Annotated in this window: 16 protein-coding genes; all 16 read right to left on the bottom strand. The window is 54.4% G+C overall.

Going from position 1 to position 20667, the window contains the following annotated elements; translation table 11 throughout:
* Nucleotides 1-87: 87 nt before the first annotated feature.
* The 16 genes from hemQ to EDM54_RS17075 all read right to left on the bottom strand — a co-directional run bounded on the left by hemQ (nucleotide 88) and on the right by EDM54_RS17075 (nucleotide 20655).
* Nucleotides 88-840, bottom strand: a complete 753-nt coding sequence (gene hemQ / locus EDM54_RS17150) for a hydrogen peroxide-dependent heme synthase (RefSeq protein ID WP_003389525.1) — start codon at nucleotides 838-840, stop codon at nucleotides 88-90.
* A 140-nt stretch (nucleotides 841-980) separates the two neighbouring features.
* The gene (nagB, locus tag EDM54_RS17145; protein ID WP_003389526.1) at nucleotides 981-1742 is read right to left on the bottom strand and encodes a glucosamine-6-phosphate deaminase; all 762 of its coding nucleotides are present in this window, start codon (nucleotides 1740-1742) and stop codon (nucleotides 981-983) included.
* Between the two features lie 28 nt (nucleotides 1743-1770).
* On the bottom strand, nucleotides 1771-2694 hold the full coding sequence (locus EDM54_RS17140) for a MurR/RpiR family transcriptional regulator (protein ID WP_003389527.1): 924 nt from the start codon (nucleotides 2692-2694) through the stop codon (nucleotides 1771-1773).
* A gap of 187 nt (nucleotides 2695-2881) precedes the next feature.
* Nucleotides 2882-3235, bottom strand: a complete 354-nt coding sequence (locus EDM54_RS17135) for a DUF1516 family protein (RefSeq protein ID WP_003389528.1) — start codon at nucleotides 3233-3235, stop codon at nucleotides 2882-2884.
* Between the two features lie 264 nt (nucleotides 3236-3499).
* Nucleotides 3500-3970 (bottom strand): nucleoside deaminase, encoded by a 471-nt coding sequence (locus EDM54_RS17130; protein ID WP_122958511.1) that lies wholly within the window; start codon nucleotides 3968-3970, stop codon nucleotides 3500-3502.
* 264 nt (nucleotides 3971-4234) lie between these two features.
* Nucleotides 4235-5104 (bottom strand): YitT family protein, encoded by an 870-nt coding sequence (locus tag EDM54_RS17125; protein WP_003389530.1) that lies wholly within the window; start codon nucleotides 5102-5104, stop codon nucleotides 4235-4237.
* Nucleotides 5105-5220: 116 nt separating this feature from the next.
* Nucleotides 5221-6024 (bottom strand): serine hydrolase, encoded by an 804-nt coding sequence (locus tag EDM54_RS17120; protein WP_122958510.1) that lies wholly within the window; start codon nucleotides 6022-6024, stop codon nucleotides 5221-5223.
* Nucleotides 6025-6534: 510 nt separating this feature from the next.
* Complete coding sequence (locus EDM54_RS17115) at nucleotides 6535-8007, bottom strand: aldehyde dehydrogenase family protein (protein WP_031931891.1); 1473 nt, start codon at nucleotides 8005-8007, stop codon at nucleotides 6535-6537.
* A 117-nt stretch (nucleotides 8008-8124) separates the two neighbouring features.
* Nucleotides 8125-9093, bottom strand: coding sequence for an agmatinase (speB, locus tag EDM54_RS17110; RefSeq protein WP_003389535.1), 969 nt, complete (start codon nucleotides 9091-9093; stop codon nucleotides 8125-8127).
* Nucleotides 9094-9507: 414 nt separating this feature from the next.
* Nucleotides 9508-10806, bottom strand: coding sequence for a hydroxylamine reductase (hcp, locus tag EDM54_RS17105; protein WP_122958509.1), 1299 nt, complete (start codon nucleotides 10804-10806; stop codon nucleotides 9508-9510).
* A gap of 250 nt (nucleotides 10807-11056) precedes the next feature.
* Nucleotides 11057-11749 carry a copper homeostasis protein CutC gene (locus tag EDM54_RS17100; RefSeq protein ID WP_003389538.1) on the bottom strand — a complete coding sequence of 231 codons (693 nt, stop codon included), beginning with the start codon at nucleotides 11747-11749 and terminating at the stop codon, nucleotides 11057-11059.
* Between the two features lie 112 nt (nucleotides 11750-11861).
* Entirely contained in the window at nucleotides 11862-13289 is a 1428-nt protein-coding gene (locus EDM54_RS17095) for a leucyl aminopeptidase family protein (RefSeq protein WP_122958508.1), read from the bottom strand.
* Nucleotides 13290-13392: 103 nt separating this feature from the next.
* Nucleotides 13393-14400 (bottom strand): asparaginase, encoded by a 1008-nt coding sequence (locus tag EDM54_RS17090; RefSeq protein WP_003389540.1) that lies wholly within the window; start codon nucleotides 14398-14400, stop codon nucleotides 13393-13395.
* A 392-nt stretch (nucleotides 14401-14792) separates the two neighbouring features.
* The gene (locus tag EDM54_RS17085; RefSeq protein WP_122958507.1) at nucleotides 14793-17690 is read right to left on the bottom strand and encodes a WG repeat-containing protein; all 2898 of its coding nucleotides are present in this window, start codon (nucleotides 17688-17690) and stop codon (nucleotides 14793-14795) included.
* A 214-nt stretch (nucleotides 17691-17904) separates the two neighbouring features.
* Nucleotides 17905-18837: an NAD(P)-dependent oxidoreductase gene (locus tag EDM54_RS17080; protein WP_227277884.1), complete on the bottom strand. Its 933-nt coding sequence runs from the start codon at nucleotides 18835-18837 to the stop codon at nucleotides 17905-17907.
* A gap of 129 nt (nucleotides 18838-18966) precedes the next feature.
* Entirely contained in the window at nucleotides 18967-20655 is a 1689-nt protein-coding gene (locus EDM54_RS17075; RefSeq protein ID WP_024983395.1) for a sigma-54 interaction domain-containing protein, read from the bottom strand.
* Nucleotides 20656-20667 lie beyond the last annotated feature (12 nt).

Raw genomic sequence — 20667 nt, 5'->3', positions numbered from 1 at the left:
ATAAAAAATCTACCGCTCGTTGCAGCGGTAGATTTTTGTATGTTTGCACTGGTTTTGTTGGTCAGAAGCCTTCGTGATGGCGCCTCTTTACACTTGCAGCATCGCCTGCAGGGACTCCGCAGTCACGCGATTTCCCACCAGGAAGTTGCCAAACTCGCCGTAGCGCGCGCTTACTTCGTCAAAGCGCATTTCGTACACGATGTGCTTGAATTCGAGCGGATCGTTGGCAAACAGGGTGACGCCCCATTCCCAATCGTCAAAGCCTACGGAACCGCCGATAATTTGCTTGACCTTGCCTGCGTACTTGCGGCCGATCATGCCGTGGGAGCGCATCATTTCCGCGCGCTCCTGCATGGTCAGCATGTACCAGTTGTCTTGTCCGTCGCGCTTTTTGTTCATCGGGTAGAAGCAGATGTGCTCCCATTTCGGCAAGGTCGGATAGAGCCGCTCACGGACGTGCGGGTTGGATTTCGGATCTTCGCCCGGATTATGTACGTAGTTGCTCAATTCAACTACAGATACGTAGGAATAATCCACTTCCGTGAAGTCGGCAAATTTCGTCTTGTTAAAGGCGGTTTTGATCGCGTCCAACTCCTGCATGGTCGGGCGAAGGAACATGAACACCAGATCGGCCTTGTGTCCGAGGATGGAATAGACGGCAGTGCTGCCTGCCTGCTCCTGCTCGTTTGCGTCCCATGCTTTCAGGAGCCCTTGGAGCTCGTCCACAGCTGCATTGCGCTCTTCCGGAGTCGCCTTCTTCCATTTTTCCCAGTTGATCTTGCGGAAATCGTGATACGTATACCAACCTTCCAACGTGAGAAGCGCTTCGTTTGTACTCATCAGGATCAGCTCCTTTGCGTGATATGGCTTGTATTTCCTGTTACCATTCCCAGTATAGCATAATCGCCGGAGGGTTATCCGATACGAATTGGTGAACAACCCTCTGCCTTCTGCATTTCGTGTCCAGCAAAAAACACGCCTTACAGACGGGCGTGTTCGGTTTCCTTGCATTCGGCGCTGAGACGGCTGGCAGCCGACCGATCCATGATGACGACCACGTCTGGATGCTGCTGGAGCAAGGACGCTGGCACTTCCGCTGTCGGCTCTCCTTCCAGCATGCGGTGAACGGCTTCTGCCTTGGATTCGCCGCTGGCCAAAAGCACGATCTTCCTGGCCTCCAGAATGGTCTGGATTCCCATGGATACCGCTGCTGTCGGGACCTCCTCGATGGAAGAAAAGAAGCGGGCATTGTCTTCGATCGTTCTTTGGGCGAGCTGAACGACTCTCGTCCGGGAGTCAGCCGCAGAACCAGGCTCATTAAACCCGATGTGGCCATTCCCCCCGATCCCCAGGATTTGCACATCGATTCCACCTGCAGCCTTGATCGCTTGCTCGTATCGGGTACATTCCGTCGCCAGGTCGGAGGCGTCTCCGCTCGGAATATGAGTATGCTCCGGGAGCAGATTTACGTGGCGGAAAAAATGCTCCTGCATGAAGACATGATAGCTTTGCGGATGATCGACCGACAGTCCGACATATTCGTCCAGATTAAAGGTGGTAATCCGGGAAAAGTCCAGATTCTCTACGCGATACATACGAGCCAATTCCTTGTACATGCCGACCGGCGTGCTTCCCGTAGCCAGTCCGAGCACAGAGTCGGGCTTTTTCTTGACCTGCATAGCGACAAGCCTGGCTGCCTCCGCGCTCAACTCCTCGTAATTCTCAACGATTTTCCACTTCATGTAAGTCACCTGTCCAATCTCTTTCATTTTATGGTTTGCCTTTGCCCGGTTGGGCTGGCTCATACACTTTATCCAATACGGCTTTGGCTGTCTTCTGCTTGTAGGTCAACGCCTTGTCGCTCATTTTCTGGGATACCGCTGTGCACAGTACGTCAATCACGTGAAGCTGGGCGATCTTCGCAGCGAGCGAACCGCCCTCCAGCGGCCCCTGCTTGGCGGCGGTCAAGAGCGTAATATCGGCATGCTGCGTAATCGGGGACCGGCGGTAATGAGTCAGACAGATGACGGAGGCGCCGGCTTCTTTCGCCAGTTTCAGGGCGTCAATCGTATCCTTTGTACTGCCCGATACAGATATGCCTACAGCCACATCGCCCGGCTCCAGCGTGGATGCTGCCATCGCTTGCAAATGCGCATCGGAAAAGGCGTCTACTCGAAGCCCGATACGCAGGCACTTGTATTTGGCGTCAAGAGCTGTCACCCCCGAGGTACCTACCCCGTAGAAATGAATCGTTCTCGCCTCTATGAGTAACTGTACGCAGCGCCCTAGTTGTTCGACATCCAAAAGGGCGTCTGTATCGTGAATCGACTGGACGTTAAAAGCGGCAACCTTCTGCGCAATCGCATGCAATGAATCTTCCTTGGTCACCTCATCGCGGGAATGCTGGGACGGATTTGCCAGTTCCTGGGCGAGTGCCAGCTTAAATTCCTGATAGCTGCGGAAACCGATTTTTCGGCAAAAGCGCAAAACCGTGGTCTCCCCCACCCCGATCTTCTCCGCCAAATCAATGACCGACGCATAAATAACGGTTTCGGTATGGGCCAGAACGTACTGCGCTACCTTGCGTTCGGATTTGGTGTAGGAAGGAAGAAGACTGTTGATCTCCAGCAGTGTGGCTGTTTTGCCTGTACTCGTTGTCGTCCATTCTCCCCTGTCTGCTGTTGATTCTGTCATCGGTTACCTCCTTGGCTATTGCTTCGCGCAGAAAAACGAATGATTCCTCCAATATGTTATCATAAAGTGGAGTATTTCTCCAAAAAGAAAAATTGGGGAATAAAAACATCGTCTCTCCGGTTTTCTTGGCATATAAAAAGGCCAAATCCCTTTGTAGGAATTGGCCTGTCTCCTTGCAAAACACTATTTACACGATTACCCGATATCCGATCAGAATCACGATGACCATCAGCGCCAGCGCCCCGACGAAAAAGCCGATGCTCGCTTCGTTTCGGCGCGCGCGGCCCAGCGACATTTCCATCAGTCCAAAGACAATCAGCGCGAGAAGGCCTTTGACGTAGTACAGCCAGTCGCCCGCACGAAACGCAAACAGCATCCAAATGCCGGACACAGCAATGATCACAATCATCAGACGCAAAATCATATGTAGAATTTTTGCTACCCGTTCTTTTCCTGCACGGTAAAGGATATAGCCGATGATCAGAAGGACAAAGGCCACTTCCCAGCCACCAACGTGGGATTCCACCAACGCTTTATACACGAATCGTTCACTCCCTGCCAACAGTCATTTTACTAAACTTATTATAACGTAAAGTCAGGAAAAGTACAGGACCCGCGATGTGCGACATTTTTGTGACGAAGCACTCGGATAAGCAGCTATCCCTACTCTCCTTTTTTGAACAAGAAATAACCCCTTGACCATTTTGCTGCGACCAAGGGGTTGTAGCTCATGAACTCCTTTTGTTTGTCTCGCATGCCTGCAGCACGAGCTTATCTATGTTGTCGCATCAGGCAGGCAAGCCATTCAGTCCAGCTTCCCTTGTGTCTGCTCCCAGATGACAAACGGGTTTGGCTCCGACTGATCATTCTCCAGCTTTTTCATCTGGACCGAACGCTGCTCCATCGGCAGCGCAATCTGCTCGTAAATCGCCCCGGAGTTGAATCCGAAAGGCACTGCTTCTTCCTTGGAATAGCCGTAGTAGACCGTTTTGATCCCGGTATAGTAAATGGCGGCCAAACACATCGGACACGGCTCTCCGCTCGCGTAGATGACACAGCCCTCCAGCTTGATGCTGTTCTCGTGCTTGCACGCCTCCCTGATCGCGAGGATTTCGGCGTGAGCCGTAGGATCGTTGGTGGCTGTCACCTCGTTGACACCGCTTCCAATAATGTGGCCGTCCTTCACCACCAAGGCACCATAGGGGGTACCGTGGCCGGACGACGCGTTTTCGCACGCCATCTGAATCGCTTTTTGCATGAATGCCTGTTTTGTCATCATGATTCCTCCCCTGACCGGACATTTTCCTTTGTTTATTGTAGCATGGAAACAGGGTTTCCTGCAGGCTTGTCGCTCTGCTGTGCTTTTCCCAATCACTTTCATGAGGCTGTCTTTGAAAAATGTGCACGCGAGCCCCACGATATGCCTGTAAAAGTAAAAAGCGATACATCCAACTGTTGGATGCAACGCTTTTTTCATTGTTTGGTGCTTTCACACAAAAGCTGACATCGTTCACCAATAGGCCACGGCTCCACATGCCCGCTACACAGCCCGGAAGCCCTCGCCTAATACCTCCTGAGCCGGACACAGGATGATAAACGCTTCAGCGTCAACAGAGCGCACCAGCATTTTCAGCTTGCTGACCTCGCTTTGGCTCACCACGGCCATCAGCACCTTGCGCTCGTCGCCGGTATACCCCCCAGCGCCGTCCAGCAGCGTCACGCCCCGGTCCAGATCAAACAAGATCGCCTCGCGCATCTTGTCTGTTTCATCGGAGATGATGTACGCCACTTTGGACGTATTCCAGCCCATCTGCACGATATCGATCGTTTTGCTGGTCACAAACAGGGCAATCAAGGCATACAGCGCCTTTTCGGGAGTAAAGACAAAACCGGCTAGCAGGATGACCAAGCCGTCAAAGACAGCAACGGATACGCCCAGGCTGATGCCGCTGTACTTGTGCAGGATTTGCGAAGCGATGGAAAATCCTCCTGTAGAGCCCCGGCCCCGGAAGACGATGCCGATCCCGAGCCCTACGCCCATCCCGCCGTAAATGCTGGCGAGCAGCGTGTTATCCGTAAGCGGCTCAAGATGGCTGGTCAGCGCGACAAACAACGGCAGGACGATAGAGCCTACCGCCGCCTTCATGCTGTACTGCCTGTCTAAAAGCCAAAAGCCCAACAAAAACAGCGGGATGTTCAGCGCCCACTGGACGATGGACGGCGGCCAGTGAAAGAGATGGTACAAAATGACAGAGAGGCCCGATACTCCTCCCGATGCTAGCTGATTAGGGTTGAGAAACAGGTTGAAGCTGGTGGCAAGCACAAAGGAACCCACGAGCAGCATGCCGTATTCGACTGCTTTGCGCTGCGGACTGTTCAAGCTTGCACCTGTCCGACGTTTTCGTGACACTTTTCTTTCTCCTGCCTTTTTCACTAAGATGAAAACCGTCCATACATTACCATGTTTTGCCCAAAAAAGAAACCCCCAAGCAAACTGGGGATTTTTTCTGTACTCGCTCTCTATGGTCAGCTCACCGCACAGCGGTACACTTCATATCCGATAGCGGCCATCGCCTGCAGGGAGGCATCCGGGGGAGCATTCTCCGACAGGGCTGTCAGGGAGTACGCTTTTCCGCCTGCAAACAGGATGCCGACATCGTGCTGGCGGCCTGTGTCCCAGCCGGTTTTATTGGCCATTTCCCACACGGCAGCGGCGTCCGACACTCCCTCCTCGATGCGGGGTAGCCGGGCAGGCAGCGCATTTCGCACCTGCTGCTTTTTCATGATCCCGATCATCTGGCGGCAGGCATGCTCGCCAAGAAACGTTCCTGTTGCCAGCCGTTTGAGCATCCGGGCGATGTCACCAGCGGTAATCATGTTGTTGGGCGGACTGTCCGCCGGGTACAGCATCAGCTTTCGGCTGTAGCAGCTGTCGTGCATGCCAAGCTCTGCCATTGTGAGCCGCACCTGATCTTCGCCGATGAGGTCGATCAGCATATTGGTCGCGGTATTGTCGCTCTGAATGATCATGAGGGTGATCAGATCGTACACAGGGTAATGCGCATCAGGTGTGAGATGCTGCATGACACCGGAACCTGCGACCTGATCCGTTTGCTTCATCCGAACCGCTTGGTCAAAGCGGACGTTTCCTTTGCTGGCAGCGTCGAAAACGGCGGCCATGATGGGGACTTTGATGATGCTTTCGGCTGCAAAAGTCTGCGTGGTGTTGTGTTCCCAGTAGAAGCTTCCGTTGATTTCTTCCACTACCACTCCCCATTGTCCGCCGGCCGCAGCGATGATCGTCTCCAGCTTCTCCTGCAAACTCTTCATGTGGCCTGCTCCTCCTTTATTCTCTTCCGTACCTGGTGGTCTGATTGACAGCCAATGTTTTGCCAATGAGGGGAAATTCCCCGGCTGGGAGTTGGAATCCTTCCTTGGTTTTGAGAAATAGCCTGTGAAAGCTTCTTTGGCGAGATTGGAAATGCCTGTAGGGCTGTTGGGGAGGAGATGAAAAAGGGAGAAAATGCTCAGGGTACGGTGGGACACTGCGGGAAGCCGTTACTGTCCGGCTCCATTCCAAAAGCGTAAGCTGCGTCCAAAAGCAGCCTACTCAAGGCAGCGTCTCAGAGGTTGGACGCTGAAAGAGTGTTCCGCTTTTTCCATTCCGCCTGGGTGGTGTCCCAAAGACCTTCGCGTTTTCTCCCTTTTTCATCTCTACAGCTTTGGATTGTTTCGTTGTTTTTTTAGATCATTCAGGAAGTCGGATCAGGGGTGGCGTTCCCTGACGTGCCTTCTCTAATTCTGATCCAGTCCGTTTACGTGTGTCTCACTGTTTTTTCCTTAATTCTCAAACCAGCCGACTGGCTGCACCTGCAAATTCACATTGATCTGTTTCACTTCCGTGAATTCATCGAAGCCGAAGGTGCCCAGGCCGCGGCCGATTCCGCTTTGCTTGTAGCCGCCCCAGGGGGCTTCGTTGTAGGTGGGGTGGTAGCAGTTGATCCAGGTGATGCCTGCCCGCAATTTTTTGATGACCCGCATCGCTTTGGCTCCGTCCTGGGTAAAGACGCCCCCGGCGAGGCCGTAGACGGTGTCATTGGCGAGGCGGATAGCGTCCGCTTCATCGCGGAAGCGCTGCACGGCCAATACAGGGCCGAAAATTTCTTCCTGGACGATTCGCATGTCCGGCCTCGTGTCGACAAAGATCGTCGGCTCGACGAAATAGCCCTTTTCCAAACCGCCATTTGTCAGACGGTTGCCGCCGCAGGCGAGTGTCGCTCCTTCCGCTTTTCCGTACTCGATGTAGCGCAGTACCTTTTCCATGTGAGCCTCGCTTACCAGCGGCCCCATTTCGGTCTGCGGTTCGTCTCCCGCTCCTACCCGTATCTTTTTCGCACGCTCCACCAGCCGCTCGACGAAGCGGTCGTGAATGCTGTCCTCGAGAAGCAGCCGGGAGCCTGCCGAGCAGACCTGCCCCTGATTGGCGAAGATTCCGAACAAGGCGTAGTCTACGGCTGTCTCAAAGTCCGCGTCGGCAAAGACAATGTTGGGCGACTTGCCCCCCAATTCCAGCGAAATCTTTTTGATGTTGCCTGCAGCCGCAGTCATGATGCTTCTGCCGGTCGCCGTGCCTCCCGTAAAGGAAACCTTGTCTACCAGATGGCTTGCGGCCAGCTCATGTCCGACCGTAGGGCCCGGTCCCATGACCAGATTGGCCACACCGCCTGGCACCCCTGCTTCTTCGATGATCTCAAACAGCTTGATCGCCGTAACAGGCGTGACCTCGGACGGCTTGAAGACAATCGTATTTCCGGCCGCCAGCGCGGGGGCGATTTTCCAAACAGCCATCAGCAACGGGTAGTTCCACGGGACGATCAGTCCGCAGACACCGACCGGCTCGCGCACGACCATCGCCTGTACCGGGTCCGCGACGTGGTACGTTTGTCCGTCAGGCTTGGTGACCATTCCGGCGTAATAGCGGAAGCAAGCGGCCGCATCCGCCACGTCAAAGCGGGCTTCCCGCAGCGGCTTGCCGTTGTCCAGCGTCTCCAAAGCAGCCAATTCCTCAGCGCGTTCCTCCAGCTTGTCAGCAATGGCGAACAAATACCGCGCCCTCTCTGCAGCCGCAAGCTCGGACCAGCTCCCGCTGTCGAATGCTTCGCGTGCCGCGCGAATCGCTTTTTTGGCATCCTCCTCCGTTCCCTCTGCCGCCCGTGCAATCACTTCTCCTGTGGCCGGATTGACAATCTCCCGAGTCTCCCCATTTTCCGCATCCACCCACTCGCCAGCCATGTACATCTTCAGATTGAACATCTGCATGCCCCACCTTTCCTCGTATTACTGATGTGTGCTTGATTACCCAAGTGACGATGCTTGTAGCCATTATCCGCAAAGGCTTGCGGCCACTGTCCGCAAGGGGACTTGTTGTCGTTACTCGGCATCTGCCGCCATCTCCCCCGCTGCCAACAGCCGCTTCTCCCGCAGGGCAACAAGTGCTGCAAAATCGTGGATGAGCGTCGCCGCGAGCAGCGATGTTGTCTGGGCCGGATCGTAGGGCGGCAGCACTTCCACCAGATCAAAGCCGATGTAGTTCAAGTCCGTCAGTCCTCTGATCAGCTCCAGCGTCTCGAAGCTTGTAAATCCTCCGACCTCCGGCGTTCCTGTCCCGGGCGCATAGGCGGGATCGACAAAATCAATATCAAAACTGAGAAAACAGGGAGTATCTCCAATCGCTTCTTTTATCTTTCTCACCGTTTCGGCGGCTCCGGTCTTGCGCAGCTCCTGGGTCGTCATCACGTGATAGCCAAGCTCCAGACTGGCTTCCAGGTCACCCGGGTGGTTCAGCGTACCGCGGATGCCGATCTGAAAAACCTTGTCCGGCAACAGCAGCCCTTCCTCGTGGGCGCGGATAAACGGAGAGCCATGCCAGTACTTCTCTTCGTAATACGTATCCCATGTATCGGTGTGGGAATCGAACTGAATCAGCGCTACTGACCCCCACACCCTTTTGGCGGCGCGCAATGTGGCCAGTGTGACGGAATGGTCGCCTCCCAGTCCGATCGGTACGATCCCTTTGGCCATCAAGTCCAGCATGACGGCTTCCATCCGGTCGTAGCTGCGATGGATATTGTGCGGAATCACCGGCACATCCCCGATGTCGATAGCTCTTGTGTCCTCAAATGGAAAGACCTTGTGAACGGGATGATACGGAAACAGAAGCATGGAAGCCTGTCTGATCGCCTGAGGGGCAAAGCGGGCTCCTACGCGAAAAGACGCAGCCGTATCAAAGGGCAGGCCGACGATGGCTACTCTGGCGTTCTCCCTTTGTGCCGGCAGCCGCATGTAAGAGCCCGTGGTGCAAAATTCCGGTTTTACGTCTGGAGACAACGGATATTGCAAGCTGTTCACCTCCGTGTTTCGTCCATGGTACCCATCCATGTAGCAAACCGCATGCCAAACGGAACGTGAATGAAAGACGAAGGCTTTTTGCGTGGAAACCGCATCAACTCGCATTCTCTGCGCTCCAGTTCGCTCTGTCCGTTTCTCATTTTTTGGAATACGATCCCATTTGCGAGAAAGGGATTTTCTAAAACAATGAAAAAGAACGTCCTGATGATATCCGGACGTTCTGTCTCTGGTTAATTCCCTGCATGGTTTTTGCAAGGTGTTTTCGGATGAAATGTGATAGGTCCAAGCATAATTGCCTGCCTGTTCTGCTCGGAGCTTTTCTGACGTCATGTGGGCCGGCAGACCGGAGGGAGCCTGTTTTGAAACGGGCATGTCTCTTTGGCGCAACTGTTCTCCAGACCAGGCTTACGAAACGTTTTGTCCCATCATATCCTGGAGGTCTGCCTGTGCTTCTCCGATTGCTTTGACTCCAAACAAATTCTGAAGCACCTCCCATACCCCGGGCTGGATGAATTCGGGCAGCTTCGGTCCGATGCGAATGTCGCGGACTCCCAGGCTGAACAGCCCCAAGAGAATCGCTACCGCCTTTTGCTCAAACCAGGAGAGGACGATGCTGACAGGCAGATCGTTGACCTCGCAGTCCAGCGCATCCGCCAAAGCGACGACTATTTTGACCGTCGAGATGGAGTTGTTGCACTGCCCCAGATCGATGTAGCGAGGGATTTGCGTACCCGGTACTTTGCCGTAATCGACATCGTTAAAGCGGAATTTGCCGCAGGATGTGGTCATGATCACCGCATCCGCCGGCAAAGAGGTGGCCAGCTCCCGGTAGTAGTCTCCGCCTTTTCCGGGAGCATCACAGCCCGCGATGACGAAGAAGCGGCTGATTTTGCCTGCCTTTACGGCGTCGAGAATTTCCGGGGCAATACCCAGTACGGTCTCATGGTGAAATCCGGTCAGCAGCGTCTGATCCGACTCTACATCCGCATCCGGCAATGCGAGTGCCCGCTCGATCAAAGGCGCGAAGTCGTCATTCTCAATTTTGGTAACGCCTTCGAGTCCGGCCACATCATACGAGAAGAAGCGATCGGCATATGTCCCCTTGATCGGCATGACGCAGTTGGTCGTGGCTAGTATCGCACCCGGGAACTGTTCGAACAACCGGCGCTGGTCAAACCACGCTTTCCCGATATTTCCCTTGAGGTGCTTGTACTTGCGGAGGGCGGGATACCCGTGTGCGGGGAGCATCTCCGAGTGGGTGTAGATATTGATTCCTTTTCCTTCCGTCTGTTTCAGCAGCTCCTCCAGCGCAAACAGGTTGTGCCCGGTCACGACGATGCACTTTCCTTCGATTTTGTTTTGCGAAACGCGGATGGGCTGAGGGATGCCGAACCGGCTCGTATGGGCCTGATCCAACAGCTCCATGACGCGAATTGCAGCACGGCCCACTTTCATTGCCATTTTCAAGTGTTCATCTAAATTGAAATTCACGTTAGTCAAAGTAAAATAGAGTGCTTCCTGTGTAATGCCGTCCACTTCCGGGTCGATGTGTCCCATTTGTCGGGCATGCGTTGCATATGCCGCAATCCCTTTGAGCGCAAAAATGATCGTATCCTGTATACTGGCAAGCTCCTCAGTCTTTCCGCATACTCCCACCGTTTTGCAACCGCCTGTCGGTGTTTGCTCGCATTGATAGCAAAACATATCAATACCTCCCCTATGGATCACTTCTTACTCCGGATTATAGAGGAGGCGAAAAACGTAAGATGTGATGTACTTCACAGATTCGTCTATTTGCCATTCTTTTCGGTTATTCGCAAAAAAAGCCCTCTCCCTAAACTTGGGCGAGGACCTTGTATCGCATGTTTCTCTATGAAATAAGATTTGTAGCCAAATTATGAACCGGGGCCCGGGAAAAAGCCGTTTCGATTTTGCTGCTTCCTCTGCTCCCTGGTTATGACTTTGCCGCAATCAATCGTTTGACAGCCGCTACCTTCTCCTGATCTACGTACTTGAGCGCGCTTCCGGCTTCCCGAACGCCGGTGCCAAAATGGACTTCCGTTACAGCCGTACGACCGACGAAATCAGCGATGTTTGCCAGGCCCAGCCCGCTTCCGGCCAAAATGCTCAAATGCTCCCCAGCGGTCATCCGGACAAGCTCGGCAATCCGTTCCGCTCCATCGATGGCGCTTTTCTGTCCGCCGGAGGTGAGAATCCGCGAAATTTGCGGATAACGCATCAACAGCCGCACGGCCTCCAACTGGTCAGCCGCCTCGTCAAATGCGCGGTGGAATGTCACATCCAGCCCTTTCGCCTGATCCAGCAGGCTTTCCAGCCCTTCCGTATCGATCTGGCCGTCAGGAGCAAGCATGCCGGTGACGATACCTGCTGCGCCGAGCTCGCGAATGATTCGCACGTCTTCGCGCATGACCCGGTAATCGTCAGACGTGTACACAAACGACTGGCTGTGCGGTCTCACCATCACATTGACCGGAATGGATACGGCCCGGACCACAGCATCGATCAAGCCCCAGCTCGGGGTTACGCCGCCCTCCAGTATCCCGGTGATCAGCTCGAGCCGGTCGGCTCCTCCCGCTTCCGCTCGTTTGGCGTCTTCTACAGAGGTCGCGATGACTTCCAACAACATAGCACGGTATCCTCCCGTCCGTTTTCCTGTTATTGTAAAACGCTTCGATGACAAACAGCAACGCCAAGGGCTGATCTTCCGCGCTGCTGGTTGACAATTCTGCCTTGCCCGTCTATTGAGCGAGCACGTAGTCCGCGAGCAGTCTCGCCCCATATCCGGTGGCACCCATGACGCGATAGCCTCCGGTGGCTTTCGCCTGTACAGGGGGAGCCATGTCGATGTGCACCCATTTCATGCCGTCGGCCACAAACCTGCGGATAAACAACGCGGCGACAATCGCTCCACCGTAGCTGATCGGACTGATGTTGGTCATGTCGGCATAGTCGCTTTTCAGCAATTCTTCGTAATCGTCTACCAACGGCATCCGCCACAGTCTGTCTCCACAGTCATTACCTGACGCGATGAGCTTGGCGGTCATCCCGGAATCTCCCCAAATACCGGCCAGCTTTAAGCCGAGCGCTTCCCCGACATTCCCCGTCAGCGTGGCAATATCGATTGCCTGCTTGGCTCCCAGCCTGTCGGCGTGAATCAGGGCATCGGCCAAAATGAGACGCCCCTCTGCATCCGTATTGGCCGTCTGCACAGAAAGACCGTTGGGGTAGCGGATCACATCCGATGGCAAGAAGGCTCCGCCGTCCGGCACGTTTTCTGCGATCGGCAGAAGCACCAGCAGATTGGCCCTTGCCTTTACGGAAGTGAGGATGTCCAGCGCGCCCGCGACAGCAGCCGCTCCGCCCATATCCATGCGGGCGTCGCTGATATCCCGCCCGGCCTTGACATTCATGCCGCCCATGTCAAAGGTGACTCCTTTTCCGATCAGCGCGGTCAGCGGCAGGGACGGGTCGGTGCAGTATCGGATTTCCACCATAGCCGGCGGATGGACGCTGCCTTTGCCAACCGTGATCAGGCCGACCATCTGCAAACGCTCCAACGCCTCCCCGCTATGAACCGTCACATCCACGTCTCGTGCGGCGAAATGGTTCTGCAGCCGCTCGACAAAGGAGACCGGCGTCAGTTGATTGGGCGGTTCATTCACGAGATCGCGGGCAAAGCATGTACCCTTTGCACGGATACGGGCCCATTCGATCGCCTGCTCCGCCTTTTCTGCACCCGGACAAGCGATATGCAGCATAGAGACACTCCGTTCTTGCGCCTTTGACAAATACCGGTCAAACACATATGTACCGAGAAGCCAGCCCTCTGTCCAGGCTGTGACTGCGCTATGACGGTCCAGTCCGGCAGCAAACAGCGGCTCCAGCGAATCAAACGTCACACATGCTTCTGTAACCCTTTCCTTCTCCGCGGCCCGACCCGCATTGCCCGCCGCATCGCGCAATGCCTCCAGGTCAAAACGCGCCCGCTCCCCTAGTCCGATAATGAGCTCATGCCCTTCTTCTCCGCGGCCAAAAAACCAGGTGACAGCTCCCTTCGCTTTCATGTGCGGGCGCAGCGCATACGGCAGGTGCTCTGTTGGCGAGTCTTGGAAAAGCAGGCGGATCGTGACTTCCATCTCCCGCTGCTGTCCAACCGAAATGTCCATCCTCTTCCATCCCTTTCTTCTTGCCTGGTCATGCAAGCGGCATGCAGACAGCTTGCGGCGTTATTCAGGCAACAGGTTCACGTATCATGCTGCCCTCATCGTCTTATCGTTTTTCCAACTGAAACACCGTGCGCTTTTCGCCAACGACCAAATGGTTGTCATTTTTAATCTCGCTTGGCACCAGCGCACGCAGGCGTTCAATGGTGTCCTTGTTCTCGTAGTTGATCTGCTCCAAAATCGAGGCGATTACCAGCGGCCACACCAGTTCAGAGCCATCCAGAACCTTCAGGGCAAAGCTGATGCGTTCTTTTTTCAGGCCAAAGCCGTATACCCCCATCGCGCCCCCTTTGGCAATGATGTTGGGATCGGTCAGCAGCGCTGTGCAAACGAAATTGTGGCTCGCGATGATGTCGGGATTGGCTGACATCCATCCGGTAATTTTCACGACTGCCTCTCTCGTTTCTGCGTCCGCGATCAGATCGGGACAAGCGAGCTTCAAATACGCTTTGGCGATGTTCACGAGCGGCACGGCAAAAACAGGGAAGCCGCACCCGTCAACGCCGAGGCCAATCTTGTCCTTTGGATACTCAGCCAGATAAGCAAACGCTTCCAAAGCGCTTTGTTGGGCAGGATGGCTGACATCGTAATAGCTGTCTGTCGGATAGCCCATCTCTTTGGAAAGGGCGAGAAAGCCCAGGTGTTTGCCGGAGCAGTTGTGGAAAAGACGGCGCTTCGGCACGCCTTCGCGCAGGCAGGCGAACTTCGGTTCTTCGTTGAGCGGATAGGTCGGGCAGGTCAGCAATTCTTCTTCCGAAATGCCGGTTTTTTTCAGGATCGACTCCAATCCTTCCATATGATACGTCTCGCCGCGATGGGAAGCGGCAAAAAGGGCGGCTTCACGGCTGGTCAGCCCGAATTTTTCGTCGATTTTCTGTTTGGCGACCGGGATGGCCTGGAACGGCTTTGCCGCCGAGCGGAGAAACGTCATATGCTCTTCGCTGCCCGCGGACAAGATGACTTTTCCTGATTCGTCTACGCCGCAGATGACGCCAAAGTGGATATTCTCCAGCACTCCACCGCGGTATTCTTCCACCAATGTGCTGTAATTCATTTCTAATCACCAACTCTGTCTTAATGGTATGTGTGGAAAGGAAGGACCAACAGTACAGAATTAATCCACTGATGGTATTAAATAATGGGTTAACCTGAAAAAACTAGTGGAGGCAATGTGGAAAGATGGAATAGAAAACGTCAAAGAACCATATTTCCTCATTTAATTTCTCCAACCATGTTATTAATTTGATAGTAACAGTCGGGTATAGCATCGTCAACTTTCTTTTTTCAACTTTCGAAATTGAAGGTCTTGGGAGAAAAGGCTGGCTTTGATGAAGGAGATTGAAACAGGGAGAAAAATGCTCAGGGTACGGTGCTCTGGGAATTGACTGTCCGGATCTAAAAGAAAGTCCGTCCTATGCTCACATGCACAAGACGGACTTTTGCTTTCTATAATTGCTTTACCGCTGCTTGCAGCAGGGAAGCCGCATGCTTGTTGTACTGCTGGATCAATGTGTTCAGATGGCGGTCCAGTTCGACACTCGGCAGCGGGACGGGGAGCTGTTCGAATGCCCTGCCGTTTACGATGATCCGCGTGCTCAGCATGCTTCGCTGGGATTCATCGAGGGCTGAAAGGGCCAGAGGCTTTGCTTTGTAGCTGCCTTTTCCGGCCTGGGCTTTGAGCAGCTCTTGGAAAAACAACTGGTGATAATCCGCATAGATGTCTCCCTGGTAATGGCCGCCCCGCTCACGCACAAGCCCGCGTTTGGTCGCCCAATCTACCAACTGCTGCTCGGTCAGCGACTTGCCGCTCGTTCCCTGGACGACATTATGCATCAGTGCGTAAAAGTCGGTTCCCGCAAAATCCGTACGGGCGGGATCTGGCTGCAGAATTCCTTTTCCGGTCAGGAAAGCCAGCACTTCCCGCTTCCCGGAACCGGTCGGAAGGTCGAAATACAAGGCCAGATTGGCAAAGAAGTTCGCCTCTCCGCTGAGTTCGCGATCCCACTTGTACGGCTTGCCGAAATCGACCAGCTTCAGCGGATCGCTCTGAAGCAGCTGCTGGTAGGCAGGAAATGGCTGGGCGGTTACGTTTTGATACGTGACTGTCGGCCGTTTGGTCAAAAGAGCGGCGCGAAACAGCTCGGCGCCGTTCGCGTCCAGATAGCCAAACTTGTCCTTGGTCGTAAAGACAAATGGTGCCGGAAGCTGTTCCACGCCAAGCATCGGAAACACCTGATCCATCGGCTTGATCGATTCATACGCCGGAGGAGCGGCTGTCCGCCAGTCTTTGCTTAGCACGCCGAGAAGTCCCGTTTTCTTGTCCCGATACGTGACGAGTTTCGCACCGCTGTACGTGGACAAAACCTCAAGCCGGCCGTAGCTTCCACTCGTCATCTGCTTCAAATCGGCCGAGTAGACGTCCCATCCGCCCGATTTCTGGACAAACAGTCCGGACTGCGATTCTTCCAGCCGATAGTTTTGCACTTGCTCCAGCCTGGCTGCAATCTGTCCGCTCGCCAATACCTCAAGATCAAAGCTGCCATCAGCCCTTTGCAGCGCGATCAGTTGCCGATCCCCCCATGGCTGAATCGAAACGCTGCGATACACAAAATCTGTCAGCGCTTCTATTGCCCCGCCCGCTACGCGGATGAACGCTTGCTGCTGTGTCCCTTTTTTCATCCCGGCTGCATACATGCTTTCTCCCGACGGAAAGAGCGTTACTGTCGTCCCTTCCTGTGGAGAATGGGTTGCCGGAAGCTTGACATCCGCTGTCAGCAGTGTCCCCTCCGCCGTGTACAGGTCGGCTTCTCCGGCACTGAAGGCCACGACGAGTTTTCCGCCTGCAGCCACATTGGCCCCCTGGTAAGCGTGACTGCTGATCGGCTTGCCGCTAGCTGTGTCCACGAGAAAGACTCCTTCTCCTGGCTTATAAATAAAGGAAAGGGCATCCGTCAGCCGCTGCGGTTTGGGCTCAGCCGTGTCTTGCGAAGTGCCGTCTGGCCGGTATTCGCGCGTCGATCCGTCCGGTCCCTGGACCAGCACGCGCCCGAATTTTGAGTCATAGCGGACGATTGTGCCCGACTGCGGCGGGACGAGAAGCCCTTTTTGCTGCGAATAGAGTCCGGTCTTGCTCCCGTCCGTAACACTGACGAGGTCGTATCCCCCGAGCGTCGTCACCGCATCAAACCAGGCATCCGGCTCTTTTACCGGTTTTCCCCACGCTGCGCGCAGGATGCCCTTTTTGCCATCGGAGCGAACCAAGAGCCACATCGCCGGTACCCCTTCCAGGCGCGGATACTCAAACGGCACTACCGTTTCACCGCTGATCCGTTTCACTCCGTAACGGGAGGTTGTCGGGTCCTGCCCCAAAACGTAGCCGTCATGCAAATATTTGGCCCCTTTCTTCAATGAAAAGGAGGTACCGGATGAAATGGAGTGGTACGTCTCCAGATCGCCCTGCAGCACTACATAACCGTCTGCCATGTCATGCTCGACTCTGACCTCGGCGTACTGCGGCTCGGCAAGCATCCGGCCATCCTTCCACAAGCCGCTTCCTTTTTGGTTTTGCACGCGAAAAAAACCACTGCTGCCCATCATTTGGACGCTTGTGTATTGCGGCTGCAGGACGTACTTCCCGTTTACATCGACAAGACCGTATTTGCCGCCGACGATCACTTTGAAATAGGGCATTCGATTCCCGCCGCTCGGAGCCAAGGTCGCCTTGGGCAGGGAAAACATCGGCTTAACCGTTACTGGATCATAGACCGTAAGCTGTTTCGCCGTCGTGGTGACCAGGTACCGTGTCGTCTCTTCCTCGCCGTTCTTTCCCGGCTTGGCCAAATCGGCAAACTCGATTTTTCCCGCGAACGGAGCAATCAGGGTCCGGCCGGATGGATCGAGCAGCATCGAGGTCTGGCCCTGCATCAAAATAACGCTCGGATAGGCCTGAGACAAAAAGAAGGTATGTGCTCCCGCGTACTTGCTTTTCGAGACGCTTTTTTTGGCTAGATCGATGTATTGAAACCATCCGCCATTGCGAACCACTGCAATCTGCTTTTGTTCAGGAATCTCCACATCGTCCCAGATTGGCGGAGTCAGCTCCTTTCCGGTACGGGCATCGAGGATTCCCTTCTTCCCGTTTTTCACTACGGTGTAATAGAAGCCGACTTTGGAAAACTCGTCATAGACGGCCTTGGTGACCAGCGCTTGTCCGTTTGTAAATCCGATTTTATAGTCGGTGATGTAAGGCTGAATGGAAGCGAAGCTGGCTGCTTGCCCCGGAACAGCCCATGCATTCCAGCTAAGTGCAGCAGCCGCGCAAAGTGCAACAATGCGTTTTTTCACATCTGTTTTCCTCCTGACGTGTCAGCAAAATGTTGGTCTATCTTTGACGCTGGCGGAGGAAAAATGTTGCACGTGCGGAAGGAATGTTTGTTGCTTCACCGTTACCCCCGCCTTTACTCTGCCTTGTGCAAAAAGTGTCGTACCAAAAGAAAAAGAGCCCTTCATCTGCACGACTCGGACCCTCTTTCATTTGTCTATTTATTCACAGCGAGACTTACCCATTCTCACCAAAATGCTTGTCGTACCATTTGATCAGCGCCTGGGTGCCGTTGTCTTCCAAACCTTGTTCCGCGAGCTCTTGGTACAGCGAGAGGGACAGCTCCAAGCCGGGCGTCGCAAGCCCCATCTCTTTTGCCGCTTCCAGCGCAATCGAAATATCTTTGATGATATGCTTGATATAAAATCCGGGGGCAAAGTTGCCTGCGATCATGCGTGGAGCCAGATTGCTCAAAGACCAGCTTCCTGCCGCTCCCGCCTCGATGCTCTTCAATACGTTTACCGGATCGAGCCCTGCTTTTTTGGCGTACGCGATGGCCTCGCAGACCCCGATCATATTGGAAGCGATCGCGATCTGGTTGGACATCTTCGTGTGCTGACCGGCTCCGGGGCCCCCTTGCAGGATGACGTTGGTTCCCATCAGTTTGAAAATCGGTTCCATCGCCGCAAACGCTTCCGAGTCACCGCCTACCATGATCGTGAGGCGGGCCTCTCTGGCCCCCACGTCTCCGCCGGATACAGGCGCATCCAGGGAATGCAGAGAGCGTTTTTTGGCTTCTTCATAGATTTTTTGCGCCAGAGACGGCTTGGAGGTGGTCATATCGATCAGGTAGCTGCCCGGCTTTGCATGGGCGACAATTCCTTTTTCTCCGAGATAGACTTCCTCTACGTCTTTGGGGTATCCTACCATCGTGATAATGACATCCGCTTCGGCAGCCAGCTCCGAAATCTGATCCTTCCATACGGCTCCCTGCGCCAACAGCTCCTCCGCTTTTTGCTTGGTGCGGTTGTACACGAGCACCTCATACCCTGCTTTCATGAGATGGGCGGCCATGCTTTTGCCCATCACCCCGATACCCACAAACCCGATCATCTTTCCTGCCGTATGTGCTGTCATTTCGTTTCTCCTCTCTCTACTGCGGTGTTCCAAATTTTTAACTTCTCTTTACTTTCCGGAATTTCCTTCTATCCTTTTCTTCAGCCATCTTATGCTGGCTACGGAGCAGAAAAGCCGGTGCATTGAGTCCACGGCCCTCCATCTAAAGGTTCGATTTTCATTTCAAAGCTTCCATCTTCCGAGCTTCCGGCTGATGGTCGATTGATCGACTCCTAACGCCTCTGCCATTTTGGTCGTCGTGCCGTACTTCTCTTTCGCCATCCCCAGAAGCTGTCTTTCCAGGAGCTCTACAGCCGATTTCAACGGAAGAATATCTGTTACGCTTACCTTTGTCGCAGAAGGCTGGACGTAGTGAAGCATCTCCGGCAGATGATGCGCTTCGATCACATCCTGATCAGTGATGACGATCAGACGCTCCACGATGTTCTGAAGCTCCCGCACATTGCCTGGCCAACGGTATAGATGCAGGCAATCCAGCACTTCCTGCGAGAAGGTTTTCTCTTTTTTGTACTTCTTGGTAAAGCGGTCCCGAAAAAAGATGACCAGTGGAAGGATATCGTCGGTACGCTCCCGCAAAGGGGGAATATGGACCGGAACGACATTCAGGCGGTAGTACAAATCCTCGCGAAAGCGCCCCTGCCGCGTTTCTTCCTGCAAATTGCGATTGGTGGCGGCGATGATGCGGACGTCGATCTTGATCGGCTTGGTGCCGCCGATACGAACCAGCTCATGCTCCTGGAGCACGCGGAGCAGCTTTACCTGGAGCGAAAGGGGCAGCTCGCCGATCTCGTCGAGAAACAGCGTCCCCTCGTTGGCCAGTTCAAACAAGCCGGGCTTTCCTTCTTTTGTCGCTCCGGTAAACGCGCCCTTTTCATAGCCAAACAGCTCCGATTCCAGCAAATGCTCCGGGATCGCCGAACAGTTGAGCTTGATGTACGGCTTGTCCCGCCGGTGGCTGTTTTGATGAATATAAGAGGCGACCACTTCCTTGCCTACTCCCGATTCGCCCAGAATCAGCACGGTGGAGTCCACCTCGGCCATTTTTCCGGCAAGCGTTATTACCTGTTTCATCGCTTCGCTCTTGTAGATCAGTCCCGCTTCCTTTGCGGTCATTTCACTCAGCTTGCGCAATTCCTGCTTGTAGCCCTCAAGCAGCTCCCGGGCGTCCTCCAACTCGGCCTGCAGCCGCCTTTCCTCGGAGATGTCCCGGCAAAAGTTGACGACGCGGATGATGTTTCCCTGCTCGTCCTTGATCGGCGTACCGACGACCATCAGCCGGCCGCCAAGTCCTGTCGTCTGCACGACCTGCACCTTTTCCTTCCTCTCCAGCACCAATCGGGTAATAGACGGTCGAAATACGCCTGTCCGCTCCAGCTCATAAATGCTTTTCCCGACCAAATCTTCCGGTTTGTACCCGTAAATTCTTTCGGCAGATGGACTTACGCGCTGCGTGATTCCTTGACCGTCCGAGATGTAAAACATATCGTAGCTGGTGTTGAACACGGTTTCCAGCTCGAGTGAATAGTACGCCTGCCTTTCCTTATACACCTGATAAAAATGGCGATACAGGTCAATTGTTTTCATCCATCCCTGAATCGTGCCGGCTGAATCGACAAATACCCAGATCTCGTGCACGTTCCACTCGGCTTCACGCGCTTCAATCTCCTCGGCCTGAGACGATCCGACAGAAACGACCCGACCCGGATTCGTTTTCCAAACGGCTCCCGATACAGTAGCGCCATCTTCTGCGAGAATAAACAGCACATCTTCCTGCATGCCTCGGACAGCATCTCTCCATGCGGACTGCGGGCTTGCGGCAAAAGAGGTATTCCATGCTTGCTGCAGCGTCACGCTTCCCCTCCT

The organism is Brevibacillus borstelensis (genome assembly GCF_003710865.1).
Classification (GTDB): Bacteria; Bacillota; Bacilli; order Brevibacillales; family Brevibacillaceae; genus Brevibacillus; species Brevibacillus borstelensis.
This window is presented reverse-complemented; position numbering and strand designations above follow the sequence as displayed.

Excerpts from the sequence above, each read along its gene's own strand:
- hemQ (WP_003389525.1), bottom strand. The coding sequence starts at position 840 with ATGAGTACAAACGAAGCGCTTCTCACGTTGGAAGGTTGGTATACGTAT.
- nagB (WP_003389526.1), bottom strand. The coding sequence starts at position 1,742 with ATGAAGTGGAAAATCGTTGAGAATTACGAGGAGTTGAGCGCGGAGGCA.
- EDM54_RS17140 (WP_003389527.1), bottom strand. The coding sequence starts at position 2,694 with ATGACAGAATCAACAGCAGACAGGGGAGAATGGACGACAACGAGTACA.
- EDM54_RS17130 (WP_122958511.1), bottom strand. The coding sequence starts at position 3,970 with ATGACAAAACAGGCATTCATGCAAAAAGCGATTCAGATGGCGTGCGAA.
- EDM54_RS17120 (WP_122958510.1), bottom strand. The coding sequence starts at position 6,024 with ATGAAGAGTTTGCAGGAGAAGCTGGAGACGATCATCGCTGCGGCCGGC.
- EDM54_RS17115 (WP_031931891.1), bottom strand. The coding sequence starts at position 8,007 with ATGTTCAATCTGAAGATGTACATGGCTGGCGAGTGGGTGGATGCGGAA.
- hcp (WP_122958509.1), bottom strand. The coding sequence starts at position 10,806 with ATGTTTTGCTATCAATGCGAGCAAACACCGACAGGCGGTTGCAAAACG.
- EDM54_RS17100 (WP_003389538.1), bottom strand. The coding sequence starts at position 11,749 with ATGTTGTTGGAAGTCATCGCGACCTCTGTAGAAGACGCCAAACGAGCG.
- EDM54_RS17095 (WP_122958508.1), bottom strand. The coding sequence starts at position 13,289 with ATGGACATTTCGGTTGGACAGCAGCGGGAGATGGAAGTCACGATCCGC.
- EDM54_RS17090 (WP_003389540.1), bottom strand. The coding sequence starts at position 14,400 with ATGAATTACAGCACATTGGTGGAAGAATACCGCGGTGGAGTGCTGGAG.